Here is a 15,633-nt window from a genome sequence, read left to right on the forward strand (position 1 = left end):
GCGCATGGTCGCTCTGGCCGCCCGGAGGCGGCAGGCCGGTCACCCGTGCAGCCGGCCTGATAGGCCGCGACCCCAGCGGTCTGCGCCGCGCCCTTGCCGACCGCTGTCGAGTTTCTGCTGCCGCGCCGCCGTCACCGACGCGCGGGGGTGCGGGCGCAGACGGCCTGCCGTGCCCTGCTTGTTCGGGCCGTGTCCGGTACGCGGCTCGCGGTGGGCTGCTGTCCTGTTCCGGGCTGTGTCCGGTATGCGGCTGTCCCGGTGTCGTGGGCGCCCCCCCGGCAAGAATGTCGCCGTGCGCCGGGTGTGCGAGGTGCGCCGGGACGGGGCGACAGCGCGGGGTGAAGATGGCCGCGTCGTCGGGCGGCGGGTGGATCCGCCGGATCGCCGGGCGCCTGCCCCCCCGGGAACCTGGGCCGCCCGGTGACGCGCGGGCCTGCGGGGTGCCGCGGGGCGGTGGCTCCGGCGCATCGCCTCTGGGGGCTTCCGAGAGGTCTGCTTCAGGGGTCCGCGGTCCGCCGCGCGGCGGACCCTGAGGCGCAGTCCACAGGCATCGGTTCCGTCGGGCTCGGCTTCCAGCAGCCGGCCCGTGTGGGCCATCGGCTGCCGGGCCCGCACGGGCGCGGCGTGTTGTCTCCGGGACGGGCGGGGCGGGACGTACCTGTCGGGGTATGACACGACGCACACGAACAGTCACAACGGTGGGCCTGGCCGCGGCCGTCTGCGCGATGACGGCCGCGGCTGGCCTCGCACCGGCGCACGCCGGGACAGCGCCGGGGACGGCCGGGGACCGGGGTCTCGTGGTCTCGATGGGTGACAGCTTCATCTCGGGTGAGGCGGGGCGCTGGCAGGGCAACAGTACCGCGGTGACCGGCAGCCGGAACGGCACCGACCGGGCCTACCGGAACGGGGCCTACCTGCCCGCGCTGGTGTACGGGGCAAGCTACGCCGACCACTGCAACCGTTCCGACTCGGCGGAGATCGACAATACGCCGTTCACCGACGGCGCCCCCGAACGCGTCAACCTCGCCTGCTCCGGCGCCCTGGCCAGGGCCGTGTACGCGAAGGCGGACGGCGGAGAGCGGTTCAAGGGCGAGGAGCCGCAGGCGGACCAGTTGCGCGCGGTGGCCGCCGGGCACCGGGTGAGGCTGATCGCGTTGTCCGTCGGCGGCAACGACATCGGCTTCTCGGACGTCATCCTCGCGTGCGCCAAGGAGTTCCTGAAGCCGGGCAGCAGCCACACCTGCGCCGCCGCCCAGCAGAAGGCGGTGGAAGGCCGCTTCGCCCGGATGCGCGAGGAGGCTGGCAGAGCCGTGGACAGCATCCGTGCGGTGATGCGCCAGGCGGGACAGCAGGACGGCTCCTACCGGCTCGTCCTGCAGTCCTACCCCTCCCCGCTGCCCGACGCCGCCCGGAACCGGTACCGGGCCAGGGGCTACAAGCGCTTCACCACGGGCGGCTGCCCGTTCTCCGACACCGACCTCGACTGGGCGCACGACACCCTGGTGCCCGAGATGACCGCGGAACTCGCACAGGTGGCCACCGCGCGGCACACCGAATTCCTCGACCTGTCAGCGGCCTTCCAGGGCAGGGAGGTCTGTGCCGACCAGGCCCGCCAGGCGACGGCGGGCGAACCGCCCGCCCCCGCCGCCAGTGAGTGGGTCCGCTTCCTGGTCACCGGGCTCGCACAGGGCGAGCGCCAGGAGAGCCTGCACCCGGACTTCTACGGCCAGCTCGCCCTGGGCCGCTGCCTGGCCTTGGCCGCCGGCGAACAGCAGAGCGAAGGACACTTCCGCTGCGCCGACACCGCCGGCAAGGGCCCCGAAGCGATGACGCTCGCACACGAGTAGCACACCGCGCGGGCGGCAGCTGTCAGCCGGCGGGTGACGAGCGGGGGCCGCACAGCCGGCAGGACCCCGCCGCCGCCGACGCCGCCGGCCAGGTCCGCCCCGCGGCCGGCGGCCCCTGGAGTTCCTGCGGCCAGCCTCCGCACCGGGTGGCCGCGGCGGCCCGGCCCTTCCCCAGGGCCGGCGTCAGCGCCGACGCGAGCCTCCTTGACGCCTGCCGGACGTCAAGAGCGCTGCGGCACCGCACCCGACGGCAGACTCTTCCGCGCAGTACGCGGCGGACGCGTCCGCTCCACCGAATACTGCGGCATCTGGCAAGACGCCTGACAGGACACACTGCACGCACAGGATGTAGAAAGCCTTTTTGCCGAGGTCCACTACTGCCTACGCCACGCGGGCATCTCTTTGTGGATCACCGCCGGGATCCCACCCGCCGAAGCCGCCCGGCGTGCCGGGCACAGCCACACCGTTCTCTACCGCGTCTACGCCAAACCGCTCCAGGGCTACCAGCAAGAGGCCAACCAGCTCATCGCAGCCGCTATGCATGAGATTCAACGGTGAATCGTGGATGCGCGGATGTACTAGCGCCCGCGCACACGGCCGCAATCATGATGACGATCCGCGAGCACATCCGCCCGTTGCCCATCTGCCTGGTCGGGTGTGGCGACGGCGATGGTGAGCGCTGTGGGCAGTGAAGATCTCCAGTACGTAGCTGAGGGACTGCGCAGCGCTGCCGACGGTCTCGGCATGAGGCCATCGGCGTGAGGCGCGATGAATGAACGTGGCGCGTGCCATGCTGACCGACGAGGGCCTTCTTGCGGGGCGGGAGCCCAAGCAAGGATCCGGTCGGCGGGTTCCTCTTGGCGTCCTTGTCAGGACGCCAAGAGGAACCCGCGGGTACGAGGTCCGGTTGGACGACGCGGTCAGAGCAGGACGGAGTACATGTTCCAGCCGGTGCCGACCTGGACCCGGCGCGCGTAGGGCGCCTTGGGGTCGCCGGTGCCGCGGTAGTACCAGAGTTTCCCTGCGGAGTCGGCGGCCAGCAGATCGGGGTGTCCGTCGCCGGTCATGTCGCCGACGCCGACGATGCGGCTGTAGGTGTTCCAGCCGGGACCGACCTGCGTGCGGCGCGTGTACGGGTCCGTGGTCCTGCCGGTGCCGCCGTAGTACCAGAGGGTTCCGTTGTGGTCGCGGGCGATGAGGTCGGGGTGTCCGTCGCCGTTGACGTCTCCTGCGCCGACGATGGTGGTGTAGGTGTTCCAGCCGGGTCCGACCAGGGTCCGGCGTGCGAAGGGCGCCTTGGCATCGCCCGTGCTGCGGTAGTACCAGAGGGTTCCGTTGTGGTCGCGGGCGATGAGGTCGGGGTGTCCGTCGCCGTTGACGTCTCCCGCGCCGACGATGGTGGTGTAGGTGTTCCAGCCGGAGCCGACGCGCGTGCGTGCCGAGAACGGGCCGCCGGACTTGCCGGTGCCCCGGTAGTACCAGAGCACGCCGTCGTGGTCGCGTGCCACCAGGTCTCCGGTACCGGCCGCGGTCAGCGAGCCAAGCGGGGCGATCGTGGTGTAGGTGTTCCAGCCGGGGCCGACCCGCGTCCTGGGCCCGAGCTTGCCGGGAGCGGCCGGGTCGGGAGTGGCCGGGTACTGCCACAGGGTCCCGGCGCTGTCACGGCCGTAGAAGGCGGCGCGGTGGCCGGCGGGGACGGTGTCGGCCGTCAGCGTCAGGCGGGTGGCCGCACTGTCGTAGGGGCGGCCGTCGGCGCCGATGGTCTCAAGACGGCCGTCGAGCGTACCGGCGGGCAGCCCCCAGTCACTGGTGACTTCCAGGCGCTCCAGAAGCTCGCCGTCCGCCGTGGTGTCCCACTGATGGGCCGGCAGTTGCAGCGTGAGGGATCCGTCGTCGGTGATGCTCCAGGAGGCGGTGCGGAAGGCTGTGCCGTCGGTGGCGTAGGCGACGTGCAGTCCGGCCGCGAGTTGCCGGGCGGTGTATCCGGCGGCGGTGATCGCGTCGGCAGGCAGTGTCCATCGCGTCGACGAGGCGGCCGGAGCCGTACCTACCCGTCGTGTCCGTACGGTTGCCGTCGTCGCCCGGGTGTCGCCGGTCGCGATCGGGACGGCGGCTCCCCACGGCACCTGCGTGCCGCTCGCGGACGTCCAGGAGGCCGAGAGGTGGGGTTGGGCGATGAAGATGCCGCCGTTGGTGGCGATCGTGCTGTGTGCGACGACCTTGCCGTCGGAGCCGGCGATGATGGAGCCGGTCACCGGGATCGCCTCCGCGATCGGGTATCCGGCCGACACGTGGAGATGCACCGTTCCCGCTTGGAGCGGTGCGCCGGGAATGCCGTTGTGATCGCTGTCGGTGTCGCCGATCGTGACGGTCGCCGCGAGGCCGGGCCGCCGCACCACGGGTACGGCGTTGCCCGTGTCGTCGGTGACGCGGAGCTGATCGAGCCCGGAGTCCTGCAGGTCCAGGCGTATGTAGGCATCCGCGGCCGGAGGTGCGGTCACGGTGACGTCCAGATCGCCCGGCTCTCCGTACATGGCGATGTGCGCGTCACCGACGGCGATCGCCGGTCCGGAAGGCGGTGCGTCCGCCGCGGCGACGGGCGGAAGGCTCACGGCGGTGCCCGCAGCCAGAGCCACGGCGGCCGCAGCCGCTACGCGTCGGTGAGAGACGTGCTTCACGTGCGATTCCTTGAGGTGGAGTGGCGGGCCGCGGTGCGGCCCGCCGCGAAAGGAGTGCGGACTTCGGGTCAGGCGATTTGCTGGAAGCCGTTCCAGCCGGCGGTGCCGACCGCGGTGCCGGAGCCCTGGATGCCGGAGTAGAAGTAGAGCTTGCCGTCTCCTCCGGAGGACCAGACGTCGGGCTTGCCGTCCCCGTCGGCGTCCGGGGCCGCGGTGAGCAGCGGGCGGTTGGCCGGCGTCCAGTTGGTGCCGATCACGGTCGGAGCCGAACCGAGCCCGTCGCCGTTCGTTCCGGTGCCGTTGTAGAACCGCAGGTCACCGTTGGCCTTGCTGCGGGCGACGAGGTCGACGTGGCCGTCGCCGGCACGGTCGCCGGGCGCGGTCAGGTCGAAGCCGGACCAGCTGCCGTTGCCGACCAGGACGGGCGGAGTGGTCTCGTCGAGGTAGAAGGAGTCGGACCCGAAGTAGAGCCAGAGCAGGTCGCCTTCCTTCACGAGCAGGTCGGGGTGCGGAGGCACGTCGATGGTGCCGTCGCCGTCGGTGTCCAGCCCGCCGTCGACGTCGCCGATCGCGAGGATCTGGTCGGCGTCGGAGAAGTGGTCGTTGGCCGGGTCGTAGACGCTGAGCTGCTGTTCGTCGTAGAGGCAGGACTGGGACTGTCCGTCGGCCTGTTCGTCCCTGGCGGTGCAGGCGTAGCCGAATCCGTTGTTGGGGAAGACCTCCAGCGACTTTCCGTCGGTGCCGGGAAGGAGAGCGACGAGGTCCTCGTAGCCGTCGGCGGTCCAGTCACCGCGGTGGGTGATGGAGGCGGCGTTGAAGTCGGTGGCGCCGCCGGCGGTGTACGGGGCGAGGAAGCCGCTGCCCTGGCCCGCGTAGAAGCGCAGGTCGCCGTCGGTGGTGACGCCGTACATGTCGGAGGTGCCGTCGCCGTTGAGGTCGCCTGCCTTGTCCGGGGTGGCCGGGCCGTTGGCGTAGAAGCGGTAGGAGAAGGTGTCCGACCTGTTGCCGCCCTTGTCCAGGCTGCGCACGGCCAGCGTGTGGGCGCCGGCGGCGGGCGGTGTCAGCTTGATGGCGACCGAGCCGCCCGCGGTCTTGGGTGTGGCGTTGCGGACCGTCGGGTCCCAGTCGGTCCAGTACTCGTAACTGGCGACGTCCGCGATCCCACCGCTGCTGAGGGTGAAGGTGCCTTCGGTGCGGGACCGGCCGGTGGTGGCAGGCCAGCCGTCCACGGCTTCGGGAAATTGCTGGGAGTCCGCACTGGGCGGGTTGCTGGGCCGGGCGGCGTCGAACGTGAAGTGGCAGTTGGTGCTCCACGGTCCGCTCAGCGAACTGTCCTCGGCGCTGGCGCGCCAGCTGAAGTTGCCCGCCCCGGTGATGCCGTCGTCCTTGAGCAGCTTGGTCAGGGTGGCCTTGGGGATGAGGAGCCTGGCGCTCTTGCCCGAGGTCACGCTGACCGTCGTGTTGACCTCGTTGGTGGCGCCGCCGTGGCCGGTGGGCCACAGGTTGAAGTGCGCCTTGATGGTGCCTCCGTCAGGGTCGGAGAAGGTGCCGCCGAGCGTCACATCGGTGTTGCCGATGGTCGTGTACGTGCTGTTGGCCCCGCAGTCGTTGCCGGAGGACGGGTTGGTGTAGAGGCCGGACGGCTTGCCGGGGTAGGTGTTGTAGTCGGTGGAGAGCACCGCGCTGCTCGCCGTGAACTTCTTCCACGCGTACACGTCGGTCTCACTCGTGGCCCGCATGCCGAGCGTGATGTTCGGCCAGTGCTTGGTGGCGGCTTCCTTGGCCGCGGCGGTGACGTCGTAGGCGAGATTGCCAGCGGGGCAGGAGGAGTTGTAGCCGTGGGAGTCCGTGCTGGTGGACAGCTTGGTGGCCCACGACGGCTGGTTGTTCCAGCTGGTCGACGAGGAGATCGATCCCGTCAGCCACGTCTCCGCCTTCGCGTCGTTGCACGACCATGACCACGAGTTCTTGATCCGGAAGGTGGACTTGGTGATCGCCTTGTTGGTGTTCCAGAGGTTGTTGGAGTCCATCCGGAAGAACGAGCGGGCCAGGCCGTTGGTCTCGTTCTCGTAGCCGACCCGGGCGTCGCCGGTGGAGGAACCGCTGCCGCCCCAGCCGGCACCGTTGTAGAACGTGCCCGTCGGGTACTTCTTGTACGCGATCGTCCACGCCTCTTTGGAGCCGCCGATCGTGGGGTCGATGTAGACGGGGTACGTGACGTCGTCGCCGGTCAGCAGGGACTGGTCGGGCGTCAGCGTCACCGTGGAGGACGTGACGTCGATCGGGACGGCCGCCTGCTGCGAGCCGTGGCCGGGCTCGAACTCGTCGGTGGGGACGGCGGGTCCGGGCGTGTCCTGCGCAGACGCGGCGAGCCGGGACCGCTGTCCGGCCGAGGGTGCGGCCGCCGGTGCGGTGGAGCTGTCCCACATGCGCGGGACGGGCGCGGTGAAGACCTCCTGCCCTGCAGGGTTGATCGCCCGCAGATTGCCGGTGGCGTCGGTGCTGACGTCGACGCCGTCGGAGGCCAGCTTGAGTCTGAGGGTCTTCAGCGCCGGATCGGCCGCCGCTTCCGCCGACTTGACCACGAGCAGCTCGCCGAAGCCCGATGTCCCGGCACGCACCTTCAGGTCCACGCCCGGCAGCACCTCCGGGTACGTGGCGCTGTCGCCGTTGACCGTTGGCGCGGGCAGGGCCGTGGGCCAGGACAGCGACATGCTGCGGCCGTCCCGGGTGATGGTGGCCAGCGGAGCGGTGCCGCCGCCGGAGAACTCCAGACCGACTGCGGTCGCCGCGGGCGCGATCCGGCCGTCCGTACCGCGGTGCAGTGTCGTGTCGATGTCGACCAGCTTGTTGCCCTGACGGACGCGCTGCTCGGTCGCGTACTGGTCGCGCGTGAACGTCCCGTCCGGATTGGCGAACAGCTGTGCCGTCTCGGTGCGTTCCGAGAGCACCTCGGCCCGCTGCCCGGTCTTGGCGGCACGGGCGACGGCCTCGGACACCTCATCGGTCGTCCCGGTCCCCCCGGTGGCCGTGGATGACATGCTGTCAATTGCCTGAGCGGGTAGGGCAGTTGCCGCCGGAGACAGCACGGCGGCCACCACGAGAGCAGCGAGTGGAATTCGCCACCTTCCTGTGCGCATCGCTCCCCTTCGATACTTCAAACCAGGATCCTTTCAGTTGCCACGTGAAGCACGGATCGTCGTGTGGCATCGGAGAAAACCGCGCGGTCACCCGCGTTCGGAGGCGGGTCTGCGCGTGCATTGAGTATGCACATGGATCAAGCCAGTCTGGACCGCCCGTGGAGTCCTTCTGGTCATCTGTGCAGCTCACGATGGCGGAGCAAGTTGGGCATAGGCGTCCATTAGCACCGGTAAGCGGTGAAGCCTGTCAAATATTCAAATTCTTGTGCTATGGGAATCGAAGCGAAGAATTCGCGGTCGGCCTGATTCTTTGACGGCTCTTTTCGGGTGCTAATGTCAGCCGAATCGTCAACACTGCGTGAGCCCTTGGGGGGGTAAAGTGTCCGTTTTGCGGACCCATTTTCAGCGGAGTCCCGCACGGGCCAGGACACGTCGGCAAAGAGCGGCCTATGCCGTGAGTCTTTCGCTCGTCGTGTATCTGCTGCTCGGATTGCTGGCCGGTCCTGTGGCGGCCGCTGCCGAACTGAGCCTGCTCAAGTTGTCCAAGCCGCACCCGGTTCCGGCCACACCGGTCGGGGCGAAGCCGAAGGCGCGTACGGACGAGGCCGCGCAGCACGCCTGGAAGGGTGCGCCGAAGGTGACCTGGCCCGCGGCCGGGACCGCGACGGCGGCGATACCCGCTGCGGGCACGGCCCGTAAGGCGGCCGGTTCGCTCCCGGTACGCCTCCGGCAGAGCGCGGCCCGAACACACACGGCCGAGGGAGCCACCGACCCCGGGCCACAGCAGGCACAGGTGCAGGTGCTCGGCCAGGACACCGCGAAGAAGCTCGGCATCGACGGCGTCGTGATCGCGGTCAAGCCTGCTCAGGGCGCCAAGGGCGCAGTCGACGTCCAGGTCGTCTACTCCGGCTTCCGCAGTGCCTACGGCGGTGACTGGGCGTCCCGGCTGCAGCTGCGCAAGCTGCCCTCCTGCGCGCTGACCTCCCCGACGGCCCCTGCGTGCAACGCCGGCGAGGCTCTGACGACGGACAACGACACCAAGGCCGGAACGCTGACGGCGGCCGTGGACCTGACGGCCGCGACGGCCTCCACCGCCGGTACGCAGACCGCACCCGTCGGCAAGGCGCAGCCGGCCGCGCGTTCCGTGACCGGTCTGAGCGCCACCGACGGCACTGTGCTGCTGGCCGTGACGGCTTCGGCGGCCGGTGCCGCCGGTGACTTCAAGGCGACGTCGCTGGCCCCGTCCGCGTCCTGGTCGGCGGGCGGCAGCAACGGCGGCTTCTCCTGGACGTATGGCATCGACACCCCCGAGGCGGCGGGCGGTGTGCAGCCGGACCTTTCGCTCGGTTACGCCTCCCAGTCGGTCGATGGCCGGACCGCGGCCACCAATAACCAGGCGAACTGGATCGGCGACGGCTGGTCGATGGACCCCGGCTACATCGAGCGGCAGTACGTGTCCTGTGCTGACGACACGTCGGGCAGCAACACCACCGCCCAGGTCGGTGACCAGTGCTGGAAGAAGGACAACGCCGTTTTGAACCTGAACGGCCACAGCAACACACTGGTCAAGGACGACACCACTGGCGAGTGGCACCTGGAGAGCGACGACGGCACCAAGGCCGAAAAGCTCACCAGCTCCACGAACAACAACGGTGACAACGACGGTGAGTACTGGAAGGTGACCACACCGGACGGGACCGTCTACTACTTCGGCCTCAACCGCCCGGCGGGCTGGACCACTGGCAAGGACGAGACCAACTCCACCTGGACCGTGCCGGTGTACGGCAACCAGGCCGACGAGCCCTGCCACGCCACCGCCTTCGCGGACTCCTGGTGCCAACAGGCGTGGCGATGGAATCTGGACGCGGTGGTCGACCCGCACGGCGACGCGATGACGTACTACTGGGCCAAGGAGTCCAACTCCTACGGCCGCAACGTCAATCCGGACACCGGCGCCGCCACGTCCACCCCCTACACCCGCGGCGGCTACCTCAAGCGCATCGAGTACGGCCTGCGCTCCAGCAACTTCTACGCGACGCCCGCGGCGAAGGTCGACTTCACCGTCGCCGAGCGCTGCCTGACCGACTGCGGTACGTTCGACAAGGCCCACGCGGCGAACTGGCCCGACGTGCCCTTCGACCAGTACTGCGCGACCGGCGCGACCTGCACCGGGAACTACTCGCCGTCGTTCTGGACCCGCAAGCGGTTGACGAAGATCGACACCTCGGTGCTGGTCGGCACCGCCTTCAAGCCTGTGGACACCTGGGACCTGACCCAGCAGTTCCCGGCCACCGGCGACGGCACCTCGCCCGCTCTGTGGCTGGCCTCGATCGCCCGCACGGGCCACACCGGTACCGGCGATGCCGCGCTGCCCCGGGTGACCTTCCTCGGCCAGCAACTCCACAACCGGGTCGAGGGTGCCACGACCGGAGGCTCACCCGACCCGGTACCGCCGATGATCCGCTACCGGGTCTACGGCATCGACAGCGAGACCGGCTCGAGTCTGGGTATCACCTACACGGCCAGGGACTGCAAGGCGGGCGACGTACCGTCCCCGTCGTCCAACACGCGCCGCTGCTACCCGGTTATCTGGTCCCCGCCCCAGGCCCCCGGCGCCGAGTACGAGCCGTACCTGGACTGGTTCCACACCTATGCGGTCACGCAGGTGATTGAGCAGGACAACACCGGCGGCGCACCCGCTAAGGAGACCGATTACAGCTATGTGGGCGGCATGGCCTGGGGCAAGGACGAGGACGAGTTCACCAAGGCCAAGTACCTCACCTACGGCGAACGGAAAGGCTACGGCCTGGTCCAGGTCCGCACCGGCGCCGGCTCGGACCCGAAGACGCTCAAGGAATACCGCTACTTCCGGGGCATCGACGGCGCCCAGGTCACGACCCACGACGGCACCGCCTACACCGACCACAGCTCCTACGCCGGCATGACCCGCGAGGAGATGACGTACAACGGTGACGGCGGCAAACTGCTAACCGCCACCAGCTACGAGCCCTGGCACGGCCCGGCGACCGCCAAGATGAGCCGCACCGGCCTGTCCGCGCTGTCGTCGTACGCCACCGGCAACGGCTCGGAATCCACCGCGACCGCGGTCGGCACCGGCTGGCGCACAACCAGGACCGAGCGCACCTATGACGCGGACGGAAAGGTCCTCACCGAATCCCGGCTCGGCGACACCGCCAAGTCCGGTGACGAGGAATGTGCGACGACGACGTACGCGCCCAACGCCGCGGCGAATCTTCTGACGCTGATCGCCGAGGTCCGGACCGTCGCCAAACCCTGTGGCACGACTCCGTCGTTGCCCGCGGACCTGGTCTCCGTGGAGCGCCACTATTACGACGGCGCCACCAGCCTGACCGCCGCGCCCACCAAGGGCGACATCACCCGCGTCGACGAGCAGGACGCGGCCGGCACCGGTTATCTGACCACCGCCACCCACACCTACGACCAGCACGGCCGTGAGCTGGCCGAGACCGACGCGCTCGGGCACAGCACGACCACCGCCTACACCCCTGCCACCATCGCGGCGCCGACGTCCTCGACCGAGACCAACGCGCTCGGCCAGACCGTCACCAGCGAGTACGACCCGACACGCGGTGTCGTGACCGGCTCGACCGACGCCAACGGCAAGCGCACCGACGCCGTCTACGACGGACTCGGCCGACTGACGAGTGTCTGGAAGCCCGGCTGGGCCAAGGCCGCCCACGCCACTCAGCCATCGGTCCAGTACGCCTACTCCATCTCCCGTACCGCCGCGAATGTAATCACAACCAAGGCGATCAAGAGGGACGGCACCTACAGCACCATCTACAGCTTCTACGACGGTCTGCTGCGCCCCCGCGAGACGCAGACGCCGGCCACCGGCACGCAGGACCGGCTGGTGAGCGAAACGCTCTACGACACTCGCGGCTTCACCCGCAAGACGTACGGCACCTACTACGCCTCCGGCTCCCCCTCTGCCACGTTGGTCAGCGGCGACGACACCAAGGTGCCCGACGCCACCTCGAACGTCTACGACGGCAGCGGGCGGATCACCGACGCGATCACCGTCAAGTACGGTGACGAGCAGTGGCGTACGACCACGGCCTACGACGGCGACCGCACCACGGTGATCCCGCCGAAGGGCGGCACGGCCACCACCACCGTCACCGACGCGCTCGGCCGCAAGACGGCCCTCATGCAGTACACCGACACGGCTCGGACGGCATCGCAGACCACCACGTACGCCTACGGCAAGTACGACGAGCCGGTGAAGGTCACCGACCCCGCCGGCAACGTGTGGTCCTACACCTTCGACAACCGCGGCCAGCAGACGAAGGCGGACGACCCCGACAAGGGAGTGTCCACCACCGGCTACGACAACGACGGCCGTCCCGTCACCAGCACCGACGCCCGCGGCGTCACGCTGACGACGGAGTACGACAAGCTCGGCAGGAAGACCGCGCTGAAGCAGGGCGGCACCACGCTCGCTTCCTGGACGTACGACACGCTTGCCAAGGGGCAGTTGACCAGCAGCAGCCGTTTCGTCGGCGGCGCCGAGTACACCACCGCGACCGGCGGCTACAACGACCGCTACCAGCCGACCTCCACCTCGGTGACCATTCCGGCCGCGGCCGGCGGACTGGCGGGCACGTACTCCTGGACCTACGGCTACAACGACCAGACCGGTCTCCAGGACTGGACGTTGACACCTGCCGTGGGCAATGTCCCGTCCGAGCGGATCACGACCAACTACAACAGCGACGACATGCCGATCCGCACCAGCCGGGCCGGCGTGGTCCTGGTCGCGAACACGACGTACGACGCCTTCTCCAGGCCGGTGCGCACCGAATTCGGGGGCACGGTAGGCAAGAAGGTGTACCAGTCGCAGCAGTACGACGAGTCCACCGGCCGCCTCATCCAGCAGACCACGGACCGTGACCTGGCACCGCAGCGGATCGACGACACCTCCTACGTCTACGACCCGGCCGGCAACATCACCTCGATCAGCACCGCCAGCGGCCAGGACACGGCCAAGTCCACCGACACGCAGTGCTTCACCGACAACGCGCTCGGACAGCTCACCGAGGCGTGGACGGCGGCGACCGACTGCTCCAAGGCGCCCGCCACGAGCACCGTCGGTGGCCCGGATGCATACTGGCAGAGCTTCCGTTACGACCTGGCCGGAAACCGCAGCGAGCAGACCGACCACGGCACCGGGGCCTCCGCGGGGACCGATGCCGTCACCACCTACACCCAGCCCGAACCGAACACCGGGCTGCCGCACGCGGTGCAGCAGACGTCGGTCGCGGGCGGTGCCGACAACGGTGCGACCAGCACCTTCGGCTACGACAAGGCGGGCAACACCACCAAGCGCACCACCGGCGGCCAGGTCCAGGACCTGACCTGGGACGCGGAGGGCCACCTGGCCACCCTCACCCAGGCCGGCAAGACCACCAGCTACCTTTACGACGCCGACGGCAACCGGCTCATCGCCAAGGACGTCGACGGCACTGGCACCCTGACCCTGCCCGACGGCAGCGAACTCAAGCTCGGAGCCGACGGCACCACCAAGACCGGCACCCGCTACTACACGCACAACGGCGACACCGTCGCCGTCCGCAGCGGCGCCACCATCTCCTACCTCTTCACCGACCAGCAGGACACCGCGACCACCGCGGTCGACTCGACCACCTTCGCGGTCACCCGCCGCAAGGAACTCCCCTTCGGCCAGATCCGGGCGACCTCAGGGACCTTCCCCGGCACCCAGGGCTTCGTCGGCGGCACCACCGACCCGACCGGCCTGACCCACCTCGGCGCCCGCGAATACGACCCCGTTCTCGGTCGCTTCATCTCCGTCGACCCCGTCATCGACACCGGCGACCCGGCCCAGATGAACGCCTACTCCTACGCTCACAACAACCCGGTCACCCTCTCCGACCCCGACGGCACCCGCCCCCTCGGCCCCACCGACGGCGGCACCACCACCGACAACCAGTGGGCCAACGACCGCGGCATGAACGCCGGCTACACCTACAAGAACGGCAAATGGGTCTGGCAGCAGTCCCCGAAGAAGGACACGACCTCCCGCCAGAAATACGCCGCCTACCAGGCCAACCCCACCCACTACATGATCGACGACGGCTACGCCTACGCCCGCGCCCAGCAGCAGGCCGCCGCAGCCGCCCGGATCAAGGCCCAGGCCGCGGCACGCGCGAAGAAGCTCGCCGAAGAGAAGCGGCGGAAGAAGAACAGCATCTTCGGCAAGATCAAGTCCGGAATCAACAGCGGCTGGGACGCGGCTTCTTCAGGCGTGAAGACGGCTGGTCAGTGGGCCTACGACAATCGGTCCAACATAGTGAAGGTCGCCGCTATCGGCGCCTTCGGAGTCTGCACTGTTGGCACGGCAGGTGCCTGCGCCGCAGTCGGGACCGCGGCATTCACGCTTTCGGTGGCCAATCGCGGAATCGCCTTCGGGCAGAGCAAGAAGACCAACGCCGACTGGGCGGCACTCGGTAGCGGTGTGGCCTTCGACACTGTTGCGTGGCGGGTGAACGTGGTCAGGGAGGGAGGTACGTTTGTCAAGAACCTGCCGCTGCTGTACTCAGTCGGCACCAGAGCAGGCCAGGCTCGCCTGTACCAGCAGGCGGCGGCAGCGGTGTGGGGGACGCTGGGCTGGTAGCCATGGCATGTGAAGTGGTGTGGCGCCCGGCGGTGGGTTTCCGCCGGGCGCCACGGTCTCGCGCGGTTGTACAGGATTGGACAGAAAATCCATGGGTCATGATTTGATCGCCAAGTATTCGTCCACTGGAGGCATTGCGCCGGTGGGCATACTCGTCATGGTAGCTCTTTTGGCTGGATTTGTTTGGGATGCTCGTAGGTTCCCGGACGGGCCGTTGCTGCGATGGCTTCTTCCCGTCGGTCTTATCCCATTTATGGTCGGGGCGCTCCTCAATATTCTTGCTCTCATTATCGGCGGGGCCGTGGTCATGGGCGTCGGCTTCTGGGCCTCACGAATTTCGCGCTCCAAGAAGAGGGACGGGCAGCTCTGGAAGTGAACGGAGCTCCCGCCGACGACATGCCAAGCGCGAGTGCCACCGCTCTGACCGAGTGACATCGGAAGAGCGGCAGACCCGGGTGCAAGCGGACGCCTGGCTCCCACACTCGGTACCGCGCCCTATGCCGCCGTGCGCTCGGGAACGGTGGCAAGGAGCCAGCTCCCCGGGACGCCGTCCGGTGCAGTGAAGAAGCCGTGCGCCGCCGCTAGGAGGTCGCCGACAGGTCTGTGATCAGGTAAAACGATGGTTGGGTCGATTGGTGCCACTCTGTTGGCCCGGGTATGGTCCGAATCTTAGCGTCCGCTTGGAAGCGGTTCTCCGACGACGCCTTCCTGCGCGTGGAGTACAACCGGCCGTCGGCACAGATCAGCATGTCGCAGCTGACGTCGAATTTCGGAGGCACGTGCGGCAAGCCGGGCGCGGGTAAGTACGTTCGCTCGCTGCCCACCCTCACGGCGTACAACGTCACCGATCTCGACGGCGGGGGCATCGACGGCGACAAGGTCGCCGTGCAGTTCGCGGTGAACTGGGACACCGGTGACGGTAGGGAGATGATTCCCCGATGGGCGTCGCCGCTGTCGACCTACAAAACCCCCGGCACAGAAGCCGCCGGTTGCTGATCCGCCGCAACCGGAGCACCGGCTAACTCGCCTACCACCGTTGCTACTCGCCCGCACCGGTGCCCCTGAACACCCTGGTGCGCGTCGCCGGATCACGATGGCGAGTGGAGGAGTACTTCCAGGCCAGCAATGGCCTGGCTGGCCTGGACGAGCACCAGGTCCGCCGCTACTCGTCCTGGTCCCGATGGGCCACCCTCGCCATGCTGCGCACGCCTTCATCGCCGTCGTCCGCGCGGACGACGGCGACCGCCACCCCGCACCCGACACCCGCACCCCGCTCACCTGCAACGAACAAC

The 15,633-nt window shown here is 69.0% G+C and carries 6 protein-coding genes and 1 pseudogene; 5 read left to right on the forward strand and 2 right to left on the reverse strand.

Annotated features, from left to right (window positions below):
* Positions 1-806: 806 nt before the first annotated feature.
* Positions 807-1,847 (forward strand): hypothetical protein, encoded by a 1,041-nt coding sequence (locus ACIQCJ_RS26535; protein WP_402712728.1) that lies wholly within the window; start codon positions 807-809, stop codon positions 1,845-1,847.
* A 920-nt stretch (positions 1,848-2,767) separates the two neighbouring features.
* Here ACIQCJ_RS26535 and ACIQCJ_RS26540 read toward each other — a convergent pair.
* Positions 2,768-4,459, reverse strand: coding sequence for an FG-GAP repeat domain-containing protein (locus tag ACIQCJ_RS26540; RefSeq protein ID WP_402712729.1), 1,692 nt, complete (start codon positions 4,457-4,459; stop codon positions 2,768-2,770).
* A gap of 134 nt (positions 4,460-4,593) precedes the next feature.
* Complete coding sequence (locus ACIQCJ_RS26545; RefSeq protein ID WP_402712730.1) at positions 4,594-7,566, reverse strand: VCBS repeat-containing protein; 2,973 nt, start codon at positions 7,564-7,566, stop codon at positions 4,594-4,596.
* A 553-nt stretch (positions 7,567-8,119) separates the two neighbouring features.
* Between ACIQCJ_RS26545 and ACIQCJ_RS26550 the strand changes: the two genes are divergently transcribed.
* From ACIQCJ_RS26550 to ACIQCJ_RS26565, 4 genes and pseudogenes are all read left to right on the forward strand, one after another.
* Entirely contained in the window at positions 8,120-14,341 is a 6,222-nt protein-coding gene (locus tag ACIQCJ_RS26550) for an RHS repeat-associated core domain-containing protein (protein ID WP_402712731.1), read from the forward strand.
* A gap of 91 nt (positions 14,342-14,432) precedes the next feature.
* A complete protein-coding gene (locus tag ACIQCJ_RS26555; RefSeq protein ID WP_366823769.1) occupies positions 14,433-14,717 on the forward strand; it encodes a hypothetical protein in 285 nt (94 codons plus the stop codon).
* A gap of 338 nt (positions 14,718-15,055) precedes the next feature.
* Positions 15,056-15,337, forward strand: a complete 282-nt coding sequence (locus ACIQCJ_RS26560) for a hypothetical protein (RefSeq protein WP_402712732.1) — start codon at positions 15,056-15,058, stop codon at positions 15,335-15,337.
* Positions 15,289-15,633, forward strand: a pseudogene (locus ACIQCJ_RS26565) (IS701 family transposase); the annotation flags it as partial. The gene ACIQCJ_RS26560 and the pseudogene ACIQCJ_RS26565, both read left to right, overlap by 49 nt.

This window comes from Streptomyces sp. NPDC093221 (genome assembly GCF_044753885.1).
GTDB lineage: Bacteria > Actinomycetota > Actinomycetes > Streptomycetales > Streptomycetaceae > Actinacidiphila.

Excerpts from the sequence above, each read along its gene's own strand:
- ACIQCJ_RS26535 (WP_402712728.1), top strand. The coding sequence starts at position 807 with ATGGGTGACAGCTTCATCTCGGGTGAGGCGGGGCGCTGGCAGGGCAAC.
- ACIQCJ_RS26545 (WP_402712730.1), bottom strand. The coding sequence starts at position 7,566 with ATGTCATCCACGGCCACCGGGGGGACCGGGACGACCGATGAGGTGTCC.
- ACIQCJ_RS26555 (WP_366823769.1), top strand. The coding sequence starts at position 14,433 with ATGGGTCATGATTTGATCGCCAAGTATTCGTCCACTGGAGGCATTGCG.